The sequence below is a fragment of the Rhodococcus sp. 27YEA15 genome (assembly GCF_049739425.1).
Classification (GTDB): domain Bacteria; phylum Actinomycetota; class Actinomycetes; order Mycobacteriales; family Mycobacteriaceae; genus Rhodococcus_F.
Genome location: NZ_JBMHHW010000001.1, coordinates 1088285 through 1109718 on the forward strand (window position 1 = coordinate 1088285; position 21434 = coordinate 1109718).

The window sequence follows — 21434 nt, forward strand, 5'->3', positions numbered from 1 at the left end:
GGTCAGCCTGTCAGCCGCATGAAGGCGCCCAATTCCACCAGTCCGGCCGGTGTGGTGGGCATGTACTGGGTGAGGGCGTAGGAGCGGACCACGATCGCACACCATTTGCCACGAGAGAGGGCGACGTTGAGACGGTTGCGTGAGAGCAGGAAAGACATGCCGCGCGGCACGTCTTCGACGGCGGAGGCAGCCATCGACACGATCGCCACTGCCGCCTCGCGTCCCTGGAACTTGTCGACGGTACCCACCTCCACCTCGCCGAATCCGGCTTCGCGGAGATCGCGCTCGACGGTCCCCACCTGGGCGTTGTAGGCCGCGACCACGAGAATGTCGGATTGCCCGAGTGGGCGTTGCCCCTCGAATTCGCTGGGATCGGTCCATGTGGTGCCCAGAAGGCCGCGTACCTGCCGGACGATCTCCTCGGACTCTTCGACGGAGTAGGTGGAGTTCCCTCGATGTTCGACTTTCACCGTGTGTACCCCGGCGGCGAGGGCGTCGAGATTCCTTGCTGCCGTGACATTTTCCTGAGAATGGAGTTTCCCTTCATAGGACAGCGCAGACACTGGTGCGCATAGATCCGGGTGCATGCGCCACGTCTTCTCGAGGAAGTACCCCAGCTCGGGCGGCAGCGCGCCGTGACCTTCGGCGAGCCACCCCAGTGCGGATTCGTCCACGGGTTCGGGGTGAGTGCCTTGGCTGACCTGCGGCAGCTGTTGCGGGTCACCGAGGAGTAGCAGGTTGCGGGTGGCGATCGCGACAGCGATCGTGTTGGCGAGTGCGAACTGGCCGGCCTCGTCCACCACGAGGAGATCCAGGCTTCCCGGCGGAATCCGTTTGGTGTTCGAGAAGTCCCAGGCCGTACCGCCGACGACGCAGCCGGTACCTTCGGCGTCGGCGAGGAAGCCGGCGACCTCCGTCGCCCCCAGATCGGTCCACTGCGCGGATTTGTTGCGGCTGTCCTTCTTGCCGACCAGCGCGGGGTCGACTCCGGCCTTGAGAATGCCGCCGAGCATGTTCTCCACCACCGAGTGTGACTGCGCCACCACCCCGATCCGCCAATGGTGTTGTTCGACCAAAGCTTTGATCACTCGCGCGCCGGTGTACGTCTTGCCGGTGCCGGGCGGCCCCTGTACGGCCACATAGGAATCGTCGAGGTCGAGTAGTGCCGCGGTGATCGCGGCGGCATAGTCGTTGCCGGGACCGACCGGCGGCAGCGAGGCACCGGATCGAGTGCGCGGACTACGCCTGCTCAGAATGTCCACCGCAGCGGTGCGCGGCAGTTCGGGTAGCGACTGGCTGGCCTGGGACGACGAGGCGGTGATGGAATCCTCGAGGCTGTCGGTGGGAACGGGCCTGCCGGGAGCCAAAGCGACCGGGGTGTCGACGTATTCGTCGCCGCCGAGGAGTTCGACGATCGTGACCACGTCGTGCCCGCCGGTGTTCGTCACGGCGGTGACTTCGACGTTGCTCGTTCCACGCTGGGCCGGATTGTCACCGGCGACGGCGTCGGGGGACGGAGTGGCGTACAGCGCGAAGAACTTGCTTCCCGGCCCGACCGTGGTGCCGGTGCCGAAGTTGCCCGTCAACTGGACGTGGCGACGCAGTTTCCGTTGACGCGGTGTGCTCTTGTGCCAGTCCTCCTCGATCTCGGAGGAGTCCACCACCATCACGTCGCGAATGTCGACCAGGTCTTCGAGTGGGGTCACCAGGCGATCGAAGTGGGCCCACCAGTGCGGCTTTCGTTCACGGTTGTGGTAGCTGACGGCGGCAGCGAGCAGAGCGGCCGCCTGCTGCTCGGCGGTGCGATGCCCGTCGGCCTTGTGACCGGCGAACTCGATCAGTGCCAGCTCGGCCTCGGTATGTTCCTCGGCGGGTATCGCGATCTGACCGGTGGCCTCGCGCAGCGTCACTCCGTGTTCGGCGGCGCGCAGGACGAGCCAGTCGCGCAGACGCAGCGTCGATTCGCAGTCGTATTCGTTGTAGTCCGAGATGCCCTGCAGCAGTGCGTCCGCCTCGTCGCCGCGACCGGTGTCGCGCAGTTCGCAGTAGTCGGCGTACGCGACGACGGACGCGGCGGCATTGGTGACGTCGCCGCCGCGGCCGTGCTCACCCATGTACAGCGGCTCGAGCTTCTTGATGCTGTACGAGCGCTGCCCGATCCGAAGGCACTGACGCACCAGCGGATACAGGTCGACCAGGACGTTCTCGCTGAGCAGCGTGTCGACCGTCTGTTCGCCGACGCCGTGCCGAGCGGCGAGCCGCAGCAACGCCGACTTCTCGTACGCCGCATAGTGATAGATGTGCATACCGGGGTGCGCGTCGCGGCGTTCGGTGACGTAGGCGAGGAAGTCGAGAAGTGCCTGCCGTTCACCGGCGCGGTCGTGCGCCCAGAACGGTGTGAACACGTGGCTTCCGGCTGGGCCTTCGACCACACCGAAGAGGTATTCGAGTCCCCAGTCTGTGGAGCCGTCCTCGGCCCACAGCGGATCACCTTCGAAGTCGAAGAAGATGTCGCCGTCGTTCGGTGTCGGCAATCCGCCGAGGACGGCGGCGTCGTAGATCTCGAACTCGGCTTCTCCCGAGAGTTCCTGCCGCAGCTGGACGGCAGCTTGGGCACGGAGTTTTTCGAGAGTTTCCCGTCGGATCCCGTCCACCGGGCCGGACGATGCGGCCAGTTCGTCGATGGTGGTGACGCCGGAGTGGATCAGTTGCGCACGTTGACTGCCGCGTACACCGGCCACCAGCAGCAGGTCGCGATGCTGCTCCACCTCGACGGCGCAGGTATCACACCGTCCGCATCGCGCGATGCGGTCGTCGAGCCAGGCGGCAGGTGAATGCGAGGCAAGATGTTCGTCGAGGGTTCGTTCCAGTTCGGTTCGGCGGGCGGCGAACACGGGGGCGATGTCGCCGATGTCGTGGCTGGACGTGCTCCCGTCGCCGAGGAGCAGATGCACGTGCTTCGACGATCGAATCCCGTTGCGTTCGAGGGCGTCTGCGTATGCGGCCAACTGCAGGAGGGCGGACACCTTGGCGTGGCGGGAGAGTTTGCTGTCGTAGACGGCGTAGGTGTCGCCCTCACGGACGAGGAAATCGCAGAAGCCGAGGAACCGTCCGTCGAAGAAGGTGCCCTGATAGATGACGGCGGCCCCGGCCGTGGCTGCGTCGACCGTCGCCTGGTTGGCTGCGATCAGCGCCTCCCGGGTGTGTTCGGGACGTTCCATGACGACGACGCCGTCGCCGTGTAGGGCGCGAAAACGCGCGAGCTGTTCGAGTTCGTGCGAGGTCCCGAGGGCCGACGTGCGTTCGAGCATGGGGTCGGCGTCGTCGGGGCCGGTGGAGATCAGTCCACGGCGGGCGTCGAGTCGACGCAGCAGCGCAAATTCGCAGGTGGCGGCGGCCGAGAGGTCACTGGCGCTGTAGACGATCTGCTCGTCGAGGATGAACACCCCGCGATTGTGCCATCAGCCTCGGACACCGCAGGTCCGACTCTTCTCGCGCGCCGACCCGATCGGGCGATGTCACCCTCGATTCCTTCCGGCGGGTGACGCCGTCGGACGGATGTGCGCTGGGCTCGGTTCTCGCCGCGCACTCTCGGGCCCGCCACCGCAGATCGCCCGCACCGGATCCGCACCAGCGGGCACAATGACGTCCATGCCCTTTTTCGACGGACGACTCGGTCAGGTTCACTTCCGGCGGTGGCAGGCAGTGGCCACCGATCCGGATTCTCCGTTGCCGGCGCTCTCGCTCGTGTTTCTGCACGGTTCGCGGCAACACAGCGGGCAGTATCACCGATTCGCGGGGGCCTTGACCGCTGCCGGAATCGACGTGTGGGCCCTCGACCACGCCGGGCACGGGCTGTCCGAGGGCGATCCGGATGTCCCTGCGTTGCTCTCGGACCTCGCGGCGGACACGAGAACTCTCGCCGATATCGCCCGCACTGAACTGGTGGGGGTGCCGATGGCTTTGATGGGGCATTCGTTGGGGGCGGTCACGGCACTGACGGTCCTGGCGCACAGCGATCACGACTTCGAAGCGGCCATCCTGTGCGGCATCCCGCGCAGCGCTGTTGCGCAGCATGGTTGGGCTGAGCTCTCGGTCACCGGTACACCGGTGTTGGCCGTGCACGGTGTCGACGACCGGATCGCTCCGGTGGAGCCGATCCGCGACTGGGCGCAGACGCTACGCACGGTCGAGTTGCGGGAGTTCGAGGACGCCGGGCACGACCTCCTGCACGAGAAGGTGCACGGCACGGTTACCGCGGTGTGCCGTGATTTCCTCCTCGCGCAGTGTCGGTGAGATCAGATCAGGGCGTCGAGTACGTCTGTGGAGGTGACCGGGTGGGAGAACATCGGGTAGTCGTAGGTGATGGCGTTGTCGTGTTCGGCGGCTGAGGTCCCGGCTACGCAGTCGGTGAGAGTGATGACGCGGTAACCGTTTTCGTAACCGGTGCGCATGGTCGACTCGACGCAGCAGTTGGTGAGGAAGCCGCCGAGGACGATGGTCTTGATACCTTTGCTGCGGAGAATGAAGTCGAGATTGGTGCTCGCGAAAGTGTCGAGTCCGCGCTTGCCTTCGATCACGATGTCGTCGTCCTTCGGGGTGAGCTCGTCGACGATGGCCGCGCCCCACGACCCTTTGACGAATGCCTTGCCGTCGACGACGCCCTTGAGGATGCCGTAGGGATGCGAGGTGATCTCGTTGTATCCCTCGGCGAAGGTGATAGGGGCATGCATCACCGTCACGCCTGCAGTACGCGCCGCGTCGACGACGGCGGCGGTGTTCTTCAGTAGGCCGGTCGATTCCATGACCGGTGCCACGGCGTCGTGGAGTACACCGCCGGCTGTGGTGAAGTCGTTCTGATACTCGATGAGGACGAGTGCGGTGGTTGCGGGATCCAGTTCGAGCTTGTCGGTCATGACTGACACCTGTCTGTGTGGTCCGGGTCACTAGTTCCTCTCTATTAAACAGTTTGTCTGACAAGCAGGCAAGAGGTGGTAGCGTCGCGGTATGGATACGACCCCGCTGTCACGAATGCCGTTGAGTCTGGCGGTATCGGGACGGTTGCGCGCGGCAATTCTGGATGGGTCCTTGCCGGTCGGGGCCGCCTTGCCGACGGAACAGGAACTGGCGCAGACGTTCTCGGTGGGCCGCTCCACCGTTCGTGAAGCGCTCCGGGTGTTGCAATCGCAAGGTTTGGTCACCGGCGCGGACACGGTCTCCACTGCTCGACCTCGCGTGACCCATGATCGAACAGCGGATTCCGCTGCGGCGGCGTTGAGTACGGCGTTGCAGGTCGGTGCAGTTCCACTCGGCGATCTCGTGGAGTTACGGGTGCTGCTCGAGGCGGCAGCGCTGCGCACGCTCACGCGGGTGCCGGACGAGGCGCGCGAGGCGATCGGGCGAATGCGCCAAGCGGTGGACGATCTGGATGCAGTCGCCTTCCACGATGCCGACGTCGATTTCCATGTCGCCCTGGCCGGGGCGGGCGGAAACAAGGCGTTCGGGCTGGTGATGACCGTGCTGCGCAGCAGCATTGCCGGATACCTCGCCGGTGAACTCGACGCGAGGCGGGATCTGGGCGCGACGTTACGGGGACTGCTCGCCGAGCACGAGGCCATCGCCGATGCCGTGACGTGTGGTCGCAGCGAGGCGGCGGCAGTGCTGGTCGAACAGCATGTACGAGGATTCTACGAAGGGCAGTCGAGATGATCACCGACACCGTGATTCTGGGATCGAGGTTGAGGGAGGTTCTGGGCGACAGGGCAACTACCGACCCGGACCGCATGGGTGCCTATGTACGCGATCAGTCGCTGCTCACCGCGGCCGGCCGGCCGGCCGCTCTGGTCAAGGCCACCTCCACAGCGGATGTAGTGGCCACGCTGACCGTCGCCCACGAATTGGGGGTACCGGTGGTGACGCGTGGGGCGGGTACCGGATTGGCGGGGGCCGCGAACGCCCTCGACGGTTGTGTCGTTCTCAGTGTGGCCGCGATGGATCGTATTCTGGCAGTGGATCCGGCGGCGCGAACCGCGCGGGTGGAACCCGGCGTGATCAACGGCGATCTCGCGGAAGCCGTGCGGCGACAAGGCCTCTGGTACGTTCCGGATCCGGGCAGCCGGGCCATTTCGAGTATCGGCGGAAATCTCGCCACCAATGCCGGCGGAATCTGCTGCGCCAAGTACGGCGTGACCGGTGACCACGTCGCGGCGCTCACTGCGGTGCTCGCGGACGGCCGGGTCATTCGTACCGGCGCCGCGACGCGAAAGAACGTGGCAGGTTTGGACTTGACGCATCTGCTCGTCGGATCGGAGGGCACTCTCGCGGTGATCGTGGAAGCGACCATGCGATTGCGGACCGCTCCCACGGCGGCCACCACCGTGGTGGCGTTCTTCGATTCCGCCGAGCGCGCGATCGACGCTGTTCTCGCGGTGTCGGCGGTGGCCGAACCGTCTCTGATGGAGTTGATGGACGACGTCACCATCGCGTCGGTCAACAGGTTGACGAAAATGGGGTTGGACGAATCGGCCGGCGCGATGCTCCTGATCCAGTGCGACGGACGGTCGGCGGCGGCCGAGGCGGCAGATTGCGCCGCTGCGTGCGAAAAGATCGGTGCCAGTGAAGTGTTCCACACCGACGACCCCGACGAGGGGGAGGCGTTCACCGCGGCCAGGCGGATGGCACTACCGGCGCTCGAAGCCATGGGAACCGTGCTGCTCGACGACGTCGCGGTTCCGGTTCCGGCATTGCCGGCCATGCTCGCCCGGATCAGGAGCGCCGCGGCCAGGCATGATGTCACCATTGGAACGTTCGGTCATGCGGCGGACGGAAATCTGCACCCGACCATAGTCTTCGACGCTGCGCAGGACGGTGCGCTCGAGCGGGCGAAGGACGCTTTCGACGACATCGTCGCCGGCGCTCTGGAATTGGACGGAACCATCAGTGGTGAGCACGGCATCGGTGTTCTCAAGGCGCCGTACATGGGTGCGATGGTCGGAACGGTGGAGCGCGAGTTGATGTTGTCGGTGAAGGCTGCGTTCGATCCGAGGAACATCCTCAATCCGGGCCGCGGTATCTGACGTTTTCGGGCGTAGCGGCGGCCCGGTCCGTATCGGGTGCGAAGGCGGCCCGCTTCACTGAGGAACCGGGCCGCCGCAGGCTCGATCAGGCGTACAGGCCGCTGATTTCCGCCTTGTGCGCCTCGTGGATGATGTTGCGCTTGAGCTTGAGCGTCGGTGTCAGTTCGCCGGTCTCCTGAGTGAAGTCGACGTCGAGGATCTTGTACTTCTTGATCTGTTCCGGGTTGGAGACCTTTTTGTTGGCCTGCGCTACGGCCGAATCGATTTCGGCAATCAGATCGGCGTTTTTGACCAGATCGGCGATGGACGTTCCGGCCGGGAGTCCGTTGCGCTCGACCCATCCGGGCAGGGTCTCCTGGTCGAGGGTGATGAGCGCACCGATGAACGGTTGTGCGTCGCCGACCACGAGGCACTGGCTGATCAGCACGTGGGCGCGCAGGGAATCCTCGAGTCCGGCGGGTGCGACGTTCTTGCCGCCTGCCGTGACGATGATTTCCTTTTTGCGCCCGGTGATCGAGACGAATCCCTCGTTGTCGATGGAGCCGAGGTCGCCGGTGTGGAACCAGCCGTCGATGATCGATTCGGCGGTCGCCTTCTCGTTGTGCCAGTAGCCTCCGAAGACCACCGGTCCGCGCAGGAGCAGCTCGCCGTCTTCGGCGATGCGTGCTGCGTGCCCGTCGATCGGCTTTCCGACGGTACCCACTCGCTGAGCGTTCTTGGTGTTGACGGTGATGGCCGCGCTGGTCTCGGTGAGTCCGTAGCCTTCGTAGATCGGGATGCCGATTCCGCGGAAGAAGTGCCCCAGGCGGGCGCCGAGTGCAGCGCCACCGGAGACGGCGCGTTCGCAGTCTCCGCCGAGTGCGGCCCGCAGCTTGGAGTAGACGAGTTTGTCGAACACGGCGTGCTTGAGCTTGAGACCCAGCCCGGGGCCGCCCTTTTCGATGGCCTCGCTGTATTCGATGGCGGTGGCGGCAGCTTTGTCGAAGATATTGCCTTTGCCGCCGTCGACGGCCTTTTGGCGGGCGGAGTTGTAGACCTTCTCGAACACGCGCGGTACGGAGAGGATGAAGTTCGGTTTGAAGACGGCGAACTGGTCGACCAGGGTGGTCAGGTCGGAGGTGTGGGCGACGGTGACCTTGGCATCGAAGGCGCAGAACGAGACAGCGCGGGCGAAGACGTGAGCCAACGGCAGGAACATCAGGGTCTTCTTGCCCGGAATCATGGACTCGGGCATGGCCAGGCGCGTGGCAGCTGCCTCGGCGTAGAAATTGGAGTGGGTGAGCTGGACGCCCTTGGGGCGTCCGGTGGTCCCGGAGGTGTAGATCAGGGTGGCGGGAGAGGATGCCGTGACCTGGTGGCGTCGGGCTTCGAGATCGTCGTCGGTGACGGCCGCGCCGCGAGTGGAGAGTTCCGCGACGGCGTCGGACTCGATGACGAGGACCTCGCGCAGTGCTTCGGCCGCGGTGGTGACTTCCTTCAGCGCGGCGTCGTGGGCGGTGGTCTCGACGAAGAGGATGGTGCTCGCGGAATCCTCGAGGATCCACTTCGCCTGATCGGGCGCGGACGTTTCGTAGATGGCGACGGTGCAGCCGCCAGCGGTCCAGATGGCGTAGTCGAGAACTACCCATTCGTAGCGTGTGGAGGAGAGGATGGCGATGCGTTCGCCGAGTTCGATGCCGGAGGCGATCAGCCCCTTGGCGACGGCACGCACCTGCGCGGCGAATTCGGCAGCGGTGACGTCGACCCAGTTGCCCGCGACGTTGCGCTTGAACGGTACGAAGTTGGGGTCCTCGTCCGCGTGTCGGAACACTGAATCTGCCATGGACGCGTTCTCCGGAATCGGGAACGACTGTGGAACTGAATACTCTTGCACTTTGTGACCCCTCCAGTGGCAATCGATATTTCTGATGTGCATTGCATCACACGGAAGGCGGTTTTGCACTGTCATTACTATTGATCAGAACCGCAGGTGGGGCTGACCTGCGGTTTGATGTAACTAGTAATGAACAGATACTCAGGCGGCGAGGTCGGTCGCGCGTCCGTGAACCGACAGCCAGCGGCGGATGGCGTAGTCCAGATGTTCGGTTTCCACGCCGAGCCGAGCGGCCGTCGCGGCCAGAATTTCGGAACTGTCGACAGGGGCGTCGGCGCCGACGGTCGCCCCGATGAAGGTCTCGGTTGCCGTGCCCGGATCGACCGCCGGAATCCCGGCCAGCATCAGCAGATGCGACCAGGTGACTTCGGCGTCGGCTCCGCACGCATCGGACCATGCGTCGTGAACGGCATCGAGGGCGTGCGCTGAATCCGCTGCGGAGAGGAGGTCCTCGACACTGTCTATCCGCAGTTGATGCAGCCGTTCTGCGACCTTCTGGATATGACGTGCCTCGATCGGTTCACCGGTGGCGGAGTATCGGCGTTTGTACGAGCCGACCTTTCCGGCCCACTGATCGGAACTGCCTGCCTCTTCGAACGTCCGAAGCAGCGCCCGTGCCCCGTCGGTGACCGGCTTGTCCTCGCGCGCGCGACGGTAGGCGAGGTACCGATCGACGACGGTTACTTCGCTGTGACCTGCGCTCGACTGCACCGATTCGATGATGCACAGGGCGAGGCTGCGACGGTACGCGTCGGACGCGATCCACGCCGAGGGGTCTCCAAGGCGGTCGCGGCACGCGGTGGTCACGGCATCGACGGTGTCGGCGGAGATGGTCACGGTTCCTCCAGGGCGCTGGTTTCGTTCGGGTTTCCATCAGGCCTATCGGCCGTGCCGTCCGAAATGTTGCACACATCACAGAAATATCTCGAAAATCTTTTTCCGCCGCGCAGAAGCGGTCTGTGATCAGCGTTCCGCGACGGTGAACCGGCGTAGCGCCAAGGCGGGGTTCTTGGCCCGGACCTCGGTGATTCGTTGCGCGGTCACCTCGGCGGTCGCGACACCGACCTGTTCGCCCAGCGAGCACAGAACGACTCCCATCGGGTCGACGATCAGGCTGGCACCGGCTCCGGTTCGTGCACTCTGATCGGCAGCGACGACATACATGGTGTTCTCGATGGCTCTGGCCCGTACGAGGGTCGTCCAGTGGTCTTCCTTCAAAGGGCCGGGTACCCATTGGGCAGGCAGCAGGAGGACCTCGGCGCCGGCATCGACTATTCGTCGAGTCACTTCGGGAAATCTCAGGTCGTAGCAGGTTTGTAGGCCGAAGTTGAGACCGTCGCAGGAGAAGGTCTGAGGCTCTTCCACCGCGCCGGCGAGGATGACTGCCGATTCCTGATATCCGAAGGCGTCGTAGAGATGCATTTTCCGGTAGACGGCGACGCGTTCGCCGTCGGGAGCCACGGCGATCAGGGTGTTGAAGATCTTGTCCGGATCTGCTGATCGCTCGTTCATCCCCGCGACCAGGTACACCCCCGACTGCACGGCGATGTCCGCGAGAGTGGTCGCGAATTCGCCGTCGAGGTCTTCCGCCGACTCGACCAGTCGTCCGTCGGTGCGAGGCGCGGTGAACATCGCGTATTCGGGGGCCACCACTACCCGGGCGCCACGCGCGGCTGCGTCGGCGGTCAGTGATCGCAGTGAATCGAGGTTGGCGTTCTTGTCCGTCCCCGGGGCGAATTGGGCGACGGCGACAACGGTCCGGGCGGTGGTATCAGGATCGGCTTCGGTCATAGCTCATACGCTAGGCGAATGACCGTGTAAGAGTTGTCCTGTCACGGTTGCCGACCGGGCAGATCGTCATGTCTATACTCGATCCGCTAAACTGCTGGTCAAATGAGTGATATTGAGCGTGACCCCGAACCCCCAACATTTGCCGACCTCGACATCGATGATCGGGTACTGAAGGCACTGTCAGACGTGGGCTACGAGTCGCCCTCGCCCATCCAGGCAGCCACCATTCCGCCACTGCTCGACGGCAAGGACGTCGTCGGTCTGGCTCAGACCGGCACCGGCAAGACAGCAGCATTCGCAGTCCCTGTGCTCTCGCGGATCGACACCTCGATCAAGCAGACGCAGGCACTCGTTCTCGCGCCGACGCGCGAGTTGGCGCTCCAGGTTGCCGAGGCGTTCGGCAAGTACTCGGCTCACATCCCCGGCCTCAACGTCCTGCCCATCTACGGCGGACAGAGCTACGGTGTCCAGCTTTCCGGTCTGCGGCGCGGCGCGCATGTGGTGGTCGGTACGCCCGGCCGTGTGATCGACCATCTCGAGAAGGGCACTCTCGATCTGACCAATCTTGCCTATCTCGTCCTGGACGAGGCCGACGAGATGCTCAAGATGGGCTTCCAGGAGGACGTCGAGCGGATTCTGCGGGACACGCCGAGCAACAAGCAGGTTGCCCTGTTCTCGGCGACGATGCCCGGTTCCATTCGGCGTATCTCCAAGCAGTACCTCAACAATCCGGTCGAGATCACCGTCAAGTCGAAGACGTCGACGGCCTCGAACATCACGCAGCGCTACATCCAGGTTGCGCATCAGCGCAAGCTCGATGCGCTGACGCGTGTTCTCGAGGTCGAGGCGTTCGAGGCGATGATCATCTTCGTCCGCACCAAGCAGGCGACGGAAGATCTGGCCGAGAAGCTGCGTGCCCGTGGGCATTCCGCAGCAGCGATCAACGGTGATATCGTGCAGGCGCAGCGTGAGCGGACCATCGGGCAGCTCAAGAACGGTGCCCTCGACATTCTCGTCGCCACCGACGTCGCCGCCCGTGGTCTGGACGTCGACCGTATCTCGCACGTCGTCAACTACGACATCCCGCACGACACCGAGTCGTACGTGCACCGCATCGGACGTACGGGTCGCGCCGGCCGTCAAGGTGATGCACTGCTGTTCGTCGCCCCGCGGGAGCGTCACCTGCTCAAGTCCATCGAGAAGGCGACCAGACAGCCGCTCGCCGAGATGCAGCTGCCCAGTGTCGACGACGTCAACGCGCAGCGGGTGGCCAAGTTCGGTGATTCCATCACCGACAGCCTGGCCTCGGAGAATCTGGCCTTGTTCCGCAAGATGATCGAGGACTACGACCAGGAGCACGACGTCCCGCTGATCGACATCGCGGCGGCCCTGGCTGTTCAGTCGCGCGACGGTGCGGCCTTCCTGCTCGCTCCCGAGCCCCCGGCGCCGCCGCGCCGTGAACGGGAACCGCGTGAGCCGCGCCCGCCGCGCAAATTCGACGACGGACCTGCGCCGCGTTCGCGCGGACCGGAGGGCCAGGAACTGGCGGCGTATCGCATCGCGGTCGGCAAGCGTCACCGCGTGGTGCCGGGCGCTATCGTCGGCGCCATCGCCAACGAGGGCGGTCTGCGTCGAAGCGATTTCGGGCACATCAGTATTCGCCCCGATCACAGCATCGTGGAATTGCCTGCGGATCTGTCCGACGAAACTCTCGAGGCGCTGCGTCGTACCCGAATTTCCGGAGTGCTGATTCAGCTGCAGCCCGATTTCGGCCCGCCGCAGGGACGCCCCAGTGGTGGACGCGGTCGCGATTCTCGTGGTGGTGGTCGTGACTCGCGTGGCGGTGGACGCGAGAGATACGAAGACTGACCTTCGACGGTATCGGCCCCGGCGGTGCTTCTCTTTCGAGAGGCGCCGCCGGTGTCGTATCGGTGGCCGCTCCGATGTCTCAGTGGCCGTTCCGGTGTAACGCGCCGGTGTCGAATTGGGTGTGGTACAGCTGCGCGTACCGGCCACCGCAGGCGAGGAGTTCCTCGTGGTCACCGCGTTCGACGATGCATCCGGCCTCGACCACCAGGATCTGATCGGCTGCACGAATGGTGGACAGCCGGTGCGCGATCACCACAGCGGTTCGGCCGGCGAGGGCTTCGCCGAGCGCTGCCTGTACCGCGGCTTCCGACGTGGAATCCAGGTGTGCTGTCGCCTCGTCCAGTATCACCAGCCGCGGTCTGGCGAGTAGGAGCCGGGCGATGGTCAGGCGCTGGCGTTCGCCACCGGAGAGCCGGTATCCGCGTTCGCCGACGACTGTCTCGAGTCCGTCGGGCAACGCGGCTACGAGGTCGGTGAGTCGAGCGCGTTCCAACGCTTCGGCGATGTCGGAGTCGGTGGCATCGGGCCGGGCGAGCAGCAGGTTCGAGCGCAGGCTTTCGTGGAACAGGTGCCCGTCCTGCGTGACCATGCCGACCGTCTCGCGGATCGAGTCCGAACTCAGGTCACGTACGTCTACCCCGCTCAGCCGCACAGTGCCGGAGTCGGCGTCGTAGAGGCGTGGAATCAGCTGCGCAACAGTCGATTTTCCGGCTCCCGACGTTCCGACCAAGGCGATCATCTGTCCGGGTTCGGCGCGGAAGGAGAGCCCGTGCAGGACCTCCTCTCCGCCGCGCTCGTCGAGGACCGCCACCTCTTCGAGGGAGGCGAGGGAGACCTTGTCTGCTGCCGGGTAGGCGAAGCTCACATCGGTGAACTCCACCGATACCGGTCCGTCGGGAACGGCGGTCGCAGCGGGCCGGTCGGTGATCAGTGGTGCAAGATCGAGGATCTCGAAGACGCGCTCGAAGCTGACGAGGGCACTCATCACGTCCATCCTGGCGCCGGCCAATGCTGTCAGCGGCGAGTACAGGCGGGTGAGCAGCAATGCCATGGCGACGACGGCCCCGGCATCGAGTTGTCCACGGAGCGCGTAGAACCCGCCCAGTCCGTAGACCAGTGCCAGGGCCAGAGCCGAGACCAGTGTCAACGCGGTGACGAACACCGATTGCAGCATGGCGGTGCGAACCCCGATGTTGCGGACTCGTCGGGCCCGGACGGCGAATTCCGCGGATTCCTGTGCGGGTCTGCCGAACAGTTTGACCAAGGTGGCACCCGGCGCGGAGAAGCGCTCGGTCATCTGGGTGCTCATCACCGAATCATGATTGGCTGCTTCACGATTGAGTGCGGCGAGACGGGCTCCCATGCGCCGGGCGGGAAGGACGAAGATCGGCAGCAACACCAACGCCAGGAGCGTGATCTGCCACGAGATCCCCATCATGACGATCAAGGTGATGATCAGGGTGACCAGATTGCTGACGACGCCGGAGAGCGTGTCACTGAACGCGCGCTGAGCACCGATGACGTCGTTGTTGAGTCTGCTGACCAGGGCGCCGGTTCGGGTTCTGGTGAAGAACGCGACGGGCATCCGCTGAACGTGATCGAACACCGTCGTGCGCAGCTGCAGGATCAGGTCCTCGCCGATACTCGCCGACAACCATCTCGTCGCCAGGCCGAGTCCGGCTTCGAGCAGTGCAACCAGTGCGATGAGGGCGGCGAGCCCGACCACCACGTCGCCGGCGTCGCCGCCGACTATCGCGTTGACCACTCGTCCGGCGAGTATCGGAGTGGCGACGGCGAGTGCTGCGGTGGTCACGCTCAGCAGCAGGTACCAGAGCAGGTTTCGCTTCTGTGGGACGGCGAAGCTCGCAATACGCCGCAATATCGCCTTGGAGAACGGTCGGCGGTCGTCCTGGGCGTGCATCGCGTTGTACATCGCATTCCATGCGGTGACTTCCATACTCATGGCACGTACCTCCGGTAGCCGATGACGAAGAGTACGTCGCCGGTTCGAGCTGAAGGTAGAACCTCGAGTGAACTGGAGGTCAAGCCGCGCGGATCACCGTGCCACGTCGACCACCACGCGCGCCGGGTCGGTCAGAGCGGTGACCGTGTACGGACGTTTGTCCGTGAGCCCGATGAACGACTGGGTGACGCCCTCGAAGACGGACCACCCGCGAACCTCGGTGACAACGCCACCTGCTGGTCCGGCGACCGGATCGGGGCCGGGGAACTGCTCGACACCACTGTCGAACGGGTAGGCGGAGCCGTCGATCAGAACTTGAATCACCGCGCCGCCGTTCACGTTCACCGCGGTGCCACTACCTTCCTGGGTGGGGGCGTCGACGTACTTGACCCGCCACCCGGGGGTGCCGCTGCCGCCCAGCTCGTAGACGACGCGGTCGAATCCTTCGTGTGTGCCGACGCGAACGTCGGTGACGGTGAGCTTCGATTCGGTGCCGGCGGCGGCGGTCTTGTCGGAGCTGTCGGTCGGAACTGGTTCGGTGGTGGTCGTCTCCACTGCGCTCGTCGGGGCGGCGGAGGAGGCTGCGGCCGGCGTGGGCTCGCTGTCCTGAGAGCAGGCGGTCAGGCTCACGCCCACCGCGATGGCAGCGACGGCGGCAAAGGTTCTCGTCCGATTCGTTGTCATGGTCTCGATCGTAGGCCGCTCGGATTCGAGCGCTGCGGCGGCGGTGCCGGGAGTTACCTAACCGATATCGCCGTCGACATAGAGCCAGTCACCGCCGACGCGGACGAATCTGCTGCGTTCGTGGAGGGTGTCACTGACCCGCCGGTGGGAGTAGTGAGCCCGGAACTCGACGATCCCGTCGGTGTCGAAGAGGCTGCCGCGTTCGGTGTCGAGGATGTCGAGGCCGGTCCAGCGCCGTGTCGGATCCAGATCGAGGTCGGTCGGTCGATGGTCCGAATGCCAAGTGCGGAGCAGGTATTGGGTATCAAGGAGAGCGAAGGCCGTGAAGCGAGAGCGCATCAAGGTCTCCGCTGTCGGTGCCGAGGAGGCGCCGTCGATGTACTTTCCGCAGCACGAGATCAAGTCCTGCCCGGTGCCACACGGGCAGGGATCGGCGGGGCCGGGTGTGGCGTGACGGTGTGTAACGGGGCGGCGTGAGATCACCGCCCCATTACACACGACGCCTCAGATCAAATTGTTCTCGCGGCTCTCCCAATACGGTTTACGCAGATCCCGCTTGAGAATCTTCCCGGTGGGGTTGCGCGGTAGGGCCGCCACGATGTCGATGGTGGTCGGGCACTTGAACTTCGCCAATCGCCCCTGTGTGTACGTGATCAACTCCCCTTCGGTGATCTGTACGTCCGCCTCGAGAACCACGACGGCCTTGACTGTTTCGCCCCAGCGAGCATGGGGTACGCCGATGACCGCAACCTCCGCGACGGACGGATGTTCGACGAGGACGCGTTCGATCTCGGGGGAGTAGACGTTCTCGCCACCGGTGATGATCATGTCCTTGAGTCGGTCCTCGATGAAGACGAATCCGCCGTCGTCCGCTCTTCCCATGTCGCCGCTGCGCAGCCAGCCGTCGGCGGTGATCGTGTCGGCGGTGGCTTCGGCCTTGTTGAGGTACCCGGGTGTGCACTGCTGTGATCGCCACCACAACTCGCCGGTGGTTCCGGCCGGGACGTCCTCGAGTGTCACCGGGTCCACCACGCGCAGTTCTACGCCGGGAATGGTGGTTCCTGCCGACGCCATCCGTTCGACCTGCGATTCGTCGCGATGGACGTCGGGCATGAGCGCGGTGACGACGCCCGCCATTTCGGTCATGCCGTACACCTGGACGAATTCGGTGTCCGGCCAGGCCGCGAGTGCGGCTCGCAGGAGAGGCAGCGGCATGGGGGCGGCGCCGTAGGTGATGCGCTTGAAGGCGCGGAATGCGCCGACGGCCTGCTCGCCTGCGGCGAGAACCCCGGCGATGACCGGCGGAACCAGGAACGCGATGTTGGCCCCGGCGCCCAACCCCGCAAAGATCGACGGGCCGTCGGCTTCGCGGGTGAAGTAGCACTTCCCGCCGGCGTGAATGGCCATGATCGCGTAGCACGTTCCACCGACGTGGAACATCGGCATTGCGATCAGGAACTTGTGATCATCCTGTGCCGGAAGGATTTCCAGGACGTGGTCGCTGTGTGCGAACAGATTTCGGTGGGTGAGTTGAACGCCCTTCGGTCGGCCGGTGGTGCCGGAGCTGTACAGGATGAGGGCGGTGGTGTCCGGGCTGACGTCCGGGCGATCGACCAGTGGTTCGACGCCGTCGAGCCACGGCTCGAATTCGTCGTCTTCGCTGCCCACCGAAATGATCGATTCGACCAGGGTGAGACGATCGCGCATGGCGACGATCTGGGGGAGTAGCTCGCTGCCGACGAAGAGTATTCGAGCCCCGCAGTCGGAGAGGACGTAGTCGAGTTCTTCGCCGGCGAGTCGCCAGTTGGGGATGACGTTGGCGGCTCCGAGTAATGAGGCGGCGTAGGTGACTTCGAGACAGGAGAGGTGGTTCCTGTCGACGAACGCGACGGTGTCCCCCGGACCGATCCCGGCTTCTGCGAGCGCGCCGGCAATACGCAGAATGCGATCGTGCCACTGTGCCCACGTGTAGTCGGTTTCCTGAAAGGTCATCGCAGCCTCGTCGGGCTTGATCGACGCCCAGTGTGCTAGTCGATCGAAGATGATTCCAGCGGCGACTTCGGTCATTCGACCACCTTTCGCTTGTGAGTGGTGTCACAAGGCTAGTGGTCAGTTGGGGTTCGCATCAGTGTTTCTGGCGAAGCCAGAACGGGTTCCGCCCCGTTTGGGCAGATTGTGAGATGTCGGGAGCAGGGGGTGCCGCGATATCAGGGTGGTCCCCGATGGCGCCGGTCCGCCGTACCGGACAGGATGGACGAGAGCCACCGGTGGTTTCGCTCGTCGCCGCGTGTCCATGCCAGCAGTCAGATTCATCGAAGTGAACACGAAAGGCGATCATGAGTTCGCACGCTCAGGACATTGCGGCACGCGCAGTCGACCTGTCCAAGAAATACGGCACCGGAGACACCCAGGTGCATGCACTCAGTTCCGTGTCGGCAGATTTCGCCAAGGGTGAATTCACGGCGATCATGGGTCCGTCGGGCTCGGGAAAGTCGACCTTGATGCACTGCCTGGCCGGTCTGGACTCGGCCAGTTCGGGTTCGGTCCTGATCGGCGACACCGAGTTGACGACGCTGTCGGACAAGCAGATGACGCAACTTCGACGCGACCGGATCGGGTTCGTGTTCCAGGCGTTCAACCTCGTTCCGACGTTGACCGCGCTCGAGAACATCACGCTGCCGCTCGACATCGCCGGCCGTAAGGCCGATCCGGCGTGGTTGGACAGTGTGCTGACCCGGCTGGGTCTGAGCGATCGGCTCGACCATCGTCCGGGCGAGCTCTCCGGTGGGCAGCAGCAGCGGGTGGCCTGCGCCAGGGCGTTGGCGGGTCAGCCCGAGATCATCTTCGGTGACGAGCCGACCGGCAACCTCGATTCCAAGTCGTCCGGCGAGGTGCTCTCGATCTTGCGGGCAGCGGTGGACGATTTCGATCAGACCGTTGTGATCGTGACGCACGATCCTCGGGCAGCGGCCTATGCCGACCGAGTCGTATTTCTCGCGGACGGTCGGATTGTCGACGAATTACGTTCGCCGACAGCCGAATCTGTCCTCGACCGGATGAAGCGTCTGGACGTGCCCCGCGTCGCCGCCGAAGAAACCGGAGTCTGACCACATGGCTTCGGTATCCAATTCGCCGATGCGCAAGGTGTCCTTGCGTAATCTTGCCGCGCACAAAGTGCGTTTGGCGCTGACCGTTCTGTCGGTGGTGCTCGGTACGGCGTTCGTCGCCGGATCCTTCGTGTTCACGGACACTCTGCAGAAGACCTTCGATTCGATATTCGAGGGCACGGCGGAGGGCGTCGACGTCCGGGTTTCGATGGAGGAACGAGGAAGTGGCGGCGTGCCGGTCGACGACGTCGACAAGCTGGCCGCGATCGACGGGGTTCGCGCGGTTGCCCCGGCCGTGACCGGGCAGGTGGTGCTCATCAACTCCGGCGGCGGCGCGGTCCAGACCGGCGGCGCTCCGAGCCTGGGCATGTCCTACCTGCCTCCCGGCCAGGCGATCACCGAGCCGGATCCGATCGTCGAGGGCAGCCCGCCGACGCAGAGCGGGCAGATCGCACTCAACGTCAGTGCTGCCGAACGCGCCGGCTTGAAGGTCGGCGACAGCGCTCGGGTCCTGGCACCCGCTCGCGGCATCGTCGAGGTGACCCTGACCGGTATATACCAGGGATCCGGCAGTGACACCGGCGGATTCATCGGTGTCGTCTTCACCGACGAGCAAGCCCGCCAGCTGTTCACCGACGGTAGACATGTCGACTACATCGACGTCGCGGGAACCGGTGAATCGCCGACCGCGTTGCAGCAACGCATCGAACAGGTGTTTCCCGATCTGAAAGTGCAGACCGGCGATCAGGTTCGGGAAGAGACCAAGGAGCAGGTGGATACCGCTCTGAGTTTCGTCAACTACTTCCTGCTGGCCTTCGGGGCCATCGCCCTACTGGTGGGCACGTTCATCATCTACAACACCTTCTCCATGATCGTCGCGCAGCGACTTCGCGAGTTGGCGCTGCTGCGCGCCATCGGCGCCAGTCGCGCGCAGGTCGGCCGGTCGGTGGTCACCGAAGCGCTGGTCGTCGGGATCATCGGCAGCGTGATCGGTCTTCTCGGCGGCATCGGGTTGGCGTACGGTCTGCGTAATCTCCTCAACGCGTTCGACGTCGGATTGCCGGAGGGGCCACTGCAAGTCGGGCCACGTACGATCGTGATCGCTCTGGTGGTCGGCATCGTCGTGACGACGATCAGTGCATACGCCCCGGCGCGTCGAGCGTCGAAAGTCCCGCCGGTCGCGGCGATGCGCGAGGAGTTCGCTTCCACCGGCGATTCGTTGCGAGTGCGCACACTCGTCGGTGCGGCTCTCGGCGTCGTCGGTGCAGTTCTTCTCGTCGTGGGTTCTCAGGGCACCGGAAACAGAGCTGCGGCCACTGTCGGACTCGGAGCGTTCGCGTTGATTCTCGCGGTTCTTCTCGGGGCCCCGGCGCTGTCTCGGCCGATCGTGGGTGCACTCGGCGCGGTGTTCGCCAAACCGTTCGGGCCCATCGGTCGATTGGCACGTACCAACGCGGTGCGAAACCCTCGTCGCACGGCGGCAACAGCTTTCGCATTGACGCTGGGCCTGATGCTGGTGACGGTGATCGGGGTGTTCGGTTCGTCCGCCAAGACGAGCATCAACGCACTTGTCGACGTGGGCTTCTCGGCTGACTACATCCTCACCGGCCCCAACGCCATCGGGGTGCCGCCCGGCGCCGCCGGTGCGGTGCGCAAGGTTCCGGACGTGCAGAGCGCAACTTCACTGCACGGTGTCCGAGCGACGGTGAACGGCGAGAGCGAGCAGGGGGTGTCCTTCGACGGCCCCATCGAGGGAGTGGTGGACTACACCATCGTCGACGGGACGGCGGATCTGAGCGGCAACAACATGCTCGTGTCCCAGACGACGGCCGAGGACAAAGGGTGGACGGTGGGTTCCACCGAAACCTTGACCGGGCCCAACGGTGTGGAATATCAGGCGGTGGTGTCCGGGGTGTTCGAGAACAATCAGCTGATCGGTTCGTGGATCGTTTCCGACGAGGCGTATCGCAAGCTGATGCCGGCGGACAGTCTGCCGGATTTCGTAGTCCTGGTGAAGGCGAAGCCGGGTACCGATCTGACGACGCTGCGATCGGAACTCGAATCCGCCACCGAAAGTTACGTGGTGGTGCAGGTGCAGGATCGCGACGAGTTCAAGGGTGCTCAGGGGGAACAGATCAACACACTACTGGCCATCCTGTACGGGCTCCTGGCATTGGCCGTGGTGATCGCGATTCTGGGAATCGTGAACACGTTGGCGCTGTCGGTGGTGGAGCGTCGTCGCGAGATCGGGATGCTTCGGGCAGTCGGGATGCAGCGCGCGCAGATGCGTCGAACCATCTACCTGGAGTCGGTGCTGATCGCGGTGTACGGCGCGGCGGTCGGCGTCGTACTGGGCATCGCGTTCGGATGGGCATTTGTGAGTACCCTCGCCGATCAGGGCCTGGACAAGATCACCATTCCGTGGGGTCAGGTGGTGGGAATGCTGATCGGCTCGGGTGTCGTCGGTGTTCTCGCGGCGCTGTGGCCGGCCAATCGGGCGGCGAAGACGAAGCCGCTCGACGCGATCGCCGACATGTAGGGTCCTCCGCCCCGGTGCGCTTTTCCGGTAGTTCCCACTACCGGAAAAGCGCACCGGGGGTCCGGTAGCGTTCCCCACATGAGCACCCTCGAAGAAGTCGGGCAACGCGAGTCGTGGCGTTGCTGGTTGTGTGACGAACCGGTGGATCCGGATATGTCCGTCAACGACCCTCGCGGCCCCAGTATCGACAGCATCAATACCGCCAAGAAGGGCGGAAAGTCCAAGGGTGGGGTGGAGCGCCTTGCTCACCGCGCCTGCAACACGAAGAAGGGCGCGGTCAAGCCTGTCGTCGCGTGGCCGGACCGTTTGTTCGTCGTCGATCCGGCCCCGATCATCGGTGTGGTCGAGCAGCTCGAGCGTAAGGGCGGACGGGTAGCGGTTGCTCGGTGCCCGGCGCGCGAGGACGCGGTCGAGGCGTCGGACTGGTTGTTGGACCGATTGTCGCGGCTGTCGCCGACGCTCGCCGTCGAGACGAGTATCGACGGAGCAGGCGGCGCTTTCCTGTTGGTGGTCAAAACCCTCTAGCAAAGAT

17 protein-coding genes are annotated in these 21434 nt (G+C 64.7%); 8 read left to right on the plus strand and 9 right to left on the minus strand.

Annotated elements, in window-relative coordinates:
- Nucleotides 1–2 precede the first annotated feature (2 nt).
- On the minus strand, nt 3–3446 hold the full coding sequence (locus tag ABH922_RS05125; protein ID WP_424805903.1) for a TM0106 family RecB-like putative nuclease: 3444 nt from the start codon (nt 3444–3446) through the stop codon (nt 3–5).
- A 196-nt stretch (nt 3447–3642) separates the two neighbouring features.
- Between ABH922_RS05125 and ABH922_RS05130 the strand changes: the two genes are divergently transcribed.
- Entirely contained in the window at nt 3643–4296 is a 654-nt protein-coding gene (locus tag ABH922_RS05130) for an alpha/beta hydrolase (protein WP_424805904.1), read from the plus strand.
- A 2-nt stretch (nt 4297–4298) separates the two neighbouring features.
- On the opposite strand, the gene ABH922_RS05135 is transcribed toward ABH922_RS05130, so the two are convergent.
- Nucleotides 4299–4916 carry a cysteine hydrolase family protein gene (locus tag ABH922_RS05135; RefSeq protein WP_424805905.1) on the minus strand — a complete coding sequence of 206 codons (618 nt, stop codon included), beginning with the start codon at nt 4914–4916 and terminating at the stop codon, nt 4299–4301.
- 91 nt (nt 4917–5007) lie between these two features.
- Here ABH922_RS05135 and ABH922_RS05140 point away from each other — a divergent pair, with 91 nt between their 5' ends.
- Complete coding sequence (locus ABH922_RS05140; protein WP_424805906.1) at nt 5008–5709, plus strand: FadR/GntR family transcriptional regulator; 702 nt, start codon at nt 5008–5010, stop codon at nt 5707–5709.
- Entirely contained in the window at nt 5706–7076 is a 1371-nt protein-coding gene (locus ABH922_RS05145) for an FAD-binding oxidoreductase (protein ID WP_424805907.1), read from the plus strand. The genes ABH922_RS05140 and ABH922_RS05145 overlap by 4 nt, the downstream gene beginning before the upstream one ends.
- An 85-nt stretch (nt 7077–7161) precedes the next feature.
- Here ABH922_RS05145 and ABH922_RS05150 read toward each other — a convergent pair whose 3' ends face one another.
- The 3 genes from ABH922_RS05150 to ABH922_RS05160 form a co-directional block, all read right to left on the minus strand.
- Complete coding sequence (locus ABH922_RS05150; RefSeq protein ID WP_424805908.1) at nt 7162–8949, minus strand: AMP-dependent synthetase/ligase; 1788 nt, start codon at nt 8947–8949, stop codon at nt 7162–7164.
- A gap of 141 nt (nt 8950–9090) precedes the next feature.
- Entirely contained in the window at nt 9091–9786 is a 696-nt protein-coding gene (locus ABH922_RS05155; RefSeq protein ID WP_424805909.1) for a heme peroxidase, read from the minus strand.
- A gap of 126 nt (nt 9787–9912) precedes the next feature.
- Entirely contained in the window at nt 9913–10740 is an 828-nt protein-coding gene (locus ABH922_RS05160; protein ID WP_424805910.1) for a carbon-nitrogen hydrolase family protein, read from the minus strand.
- 102 nt (nt 10741–10842) lie between these two features.
- Between ABH922_RS05160 and ABH922_RS05165 the strand changes: the two genes are divergently transcribed.
- Nucleotides 10843–12609 carry a DEAD/DEAH box helicase gene (locus ABH922_RS05165; RefSeq protein WP_424805911.1) on the plus strand — a complete coding sequence of 589 codons (1767 nt, stop codon included), beginning with the start codon at nt 10843–10845 and terminating at the stop codon, nt 12607–12609.
- A gap of 79 nt (nt 12610–12688) precedes the next feature.
- Here ABH922_RS05165 and ABH922_RS05170 read toward each other — a convergent pair whose 3' ends face one another.
- The 3 genes from ABH922_RS05170 to ABH922_RS05180 all read right to left on the minus strand — a co-directional run bounded on the left by ABH922_RS05170 (nt 12689) and on the right by ABH922_RS05180 (nt 15634).
- Complete coding sequence (locus ABH922_RS05170) at nt 12689–14572, minus strand: ABC transporter ATP-binding protein (RefSeq protein ID WP_424805912.1); 1884 nt, start codon at nt 14570–14572, stop codon at nt 12689–12691.
- Between the two features lie 93 nt (nt 14573–14665).
- Nucleotides 14666–15256 carry an AMIN-like domain-containing (lipo)protein gene (locus ABH922_RS05175; RefSeq protein WP_424805913.1) on the minus strand — a complete coding sequence of 197 codons (591 nt, stop codon included), beginning with the start codon at nt 15254–15256 and terminating at the stop codon, nt 14666–14668.
- Nucleotides 15257–15313: 57 nt separating this feature from the next.
- Nucleotides 15314–15634 (minus strand): YchJ family protein, encoded by a 321-nt coding sequence (locus ABH922_RS05180; protein ID WP_424809570.1) that lies wholly within the window; start codon nt 15632–15634, stop codon nt 15314–15316.
- Between ABH922_RS05180 and ABH922_RS05185 the strand changes: the two genes are divergently transcribed.
- The gene (locus tag ABH922_RS05185; protein WP_424809781.1) at nt 15579–15710 is read left to right on the plus strand and encodes a hypothetical protein; all 132 of its coding nucleotides are present in this window, start codon (nt 15579–15581) and stop codon (nt 15708–15710) included. The two genes, ABH922_RS05180 and ABH922_RS05185, sit on opposite strands and share 56 nt — an antisense overlap.
- Before the next feature lie 50 nt (nt 15711–15760).
- Here ABH922_RS05185 and ABH922_RS05190 read toward each other — a convergent pair whose 3' ends face one another.
- Nucleotides 15761–17323: a long-chain-fatty-acid--CoA ligase gene (locus ABH922_RS05190; RefSeq protein WP_424805914.1), complete on the minus strand. Its 1563-nt coding sequence runs from the start codon at nt 17321–17323 to the stop codon at nt 15761–15763.
- Between the two features lie 269 nt (nt 17324–17592).
- On the opposite strand from ABH922_RS05190, the gene ABH922_RS05195 reads away from it, so the two are divergent.
- The 3 genes from ABH922_RS05195 to ABH922_RS05205 all read left to right on the plus strand — a co-directional run bounded on the left by ABH922_RS05195 (nt 17593) and on the right by ABH922_RS05205 (nt 21427).
- Entirely contained in the window at nt 17593–18363 is a 771-nt protein-coding gene (locus ABH922_RS05195) for an ABC transporter ATP-binding protein (RefSeq protein WP_424805915.1), read from the plus strand.
- 4 nt (nt 18364–18367) lie between these two features.
- Entirely contained in the window at nt 18368–20902 is a 2535-nt protein-coding gene (locus ABH922_RS05200; RefSeq protein WP_424805916.1) for an ABC transporter permease, read from the plus strand.
- 78 nt (nt 20903–20980) lie between these two features.
- Nucleotides 20981–21427, plus strand: a complete 447-nt coding sequence (locus tag ABH922_RS05205) for a hypothetical protein (RefSeq protein ID WP_424805917.1) — start codon at nt 20981–20983, stop codon at nt 21425–21427.
- The last annotated feature ends 7 nt before the right edge of the window (nt 21428–21434 follow it).

Excerpts from the sequence above, each read along its gene's own strand:
- ABH922_RS05195 (WP_424805915.1), top strand. The coding sequence starts at position 17,593 with ATGAGTTCGCACGCTCAGGACATTGCGGCACGCGCAGTCGACCTGTCC.
- ABH922_RS05200 (WP_424805916.1), top strand. The coding sequence starts at position 18,368 with ATGGCTTCGGTATCCAATTCGCCGATGCGCAAGGTGTCCTTGCGTAAT.
- ABH922_RS05170 (WP_424805912.1), bottom strand. The coding sequence starts at position 14,572 with ATGAGTATGGAAGTCACCGCATGGAATGCGATGTACAACGCGATGCAC.
- ABH922_RS05160 (WP_424805910.1), bottom strand. The coding sequence starts at position 10,740 with ATGACCGAAGCCGATCCTGATACCACCGCCCGGACCGTTGTCGCCGTC.
- ABH922_RS05175 (WP_424805913.1), bottom strand. The coding sequence starts at position 15,256 with ATGACAACGAATCGGACGAGAACCTTTGCCGCCGTCGCTGCCATCGCG.
- ABH922_RS05205 (WP_424805917.1), top strand. The coding sequence starts at position 20,981 with ATGAGCACCCTCGAAGAAGTCGGGCAACGCGAGTCGTGGCGTTGCTGG.
- ABH922_RS05130 (WP_424805904.1), top strand. The coding sequence starts at position 3,643 with ATGACGTCCATGCCCTTTTTCGACGGACGACTCGGTCAGGTTCACTTC.
- ABH922_RS05145 (WP_424805907.1), top strand. The coding sequence starts at position 5,706 with ATGATCACCGACACCGTGATTCTGGGATCGAGGTTGAGGGAGGTTCTG.
- ABH922_RS05190 (WP_424805914.1), bottom strand. The coding sequence starts at position 17,323 with ATGACCGAAGTCGCCGCTGGAATCATCTTCGATCGACTAGCACACTGG.
- ABH922_RS05165 (WP_424805911.1), top strand. The coding sequence starts at position 10,843 with ATGAGTGATATTGAGCGTGACCCCGAACCCCCAACATTTGCCGACCTC.
- ABH922_RS05140 (WP_424805906.1), top strand. The coding sequence starts at position 5,008 with ATGGATACGACCCCGCTGTCACGAATGCCGTTGAGTCTGGCGGTATCG.
- ABH922_RS05135 (WP_424805905.1), bottom strand. The coding sequence starts at position 4,916 with ATGACCGACAAGCTCGAACTGGATCCCGCAACCACCGCACTCGTCCTC.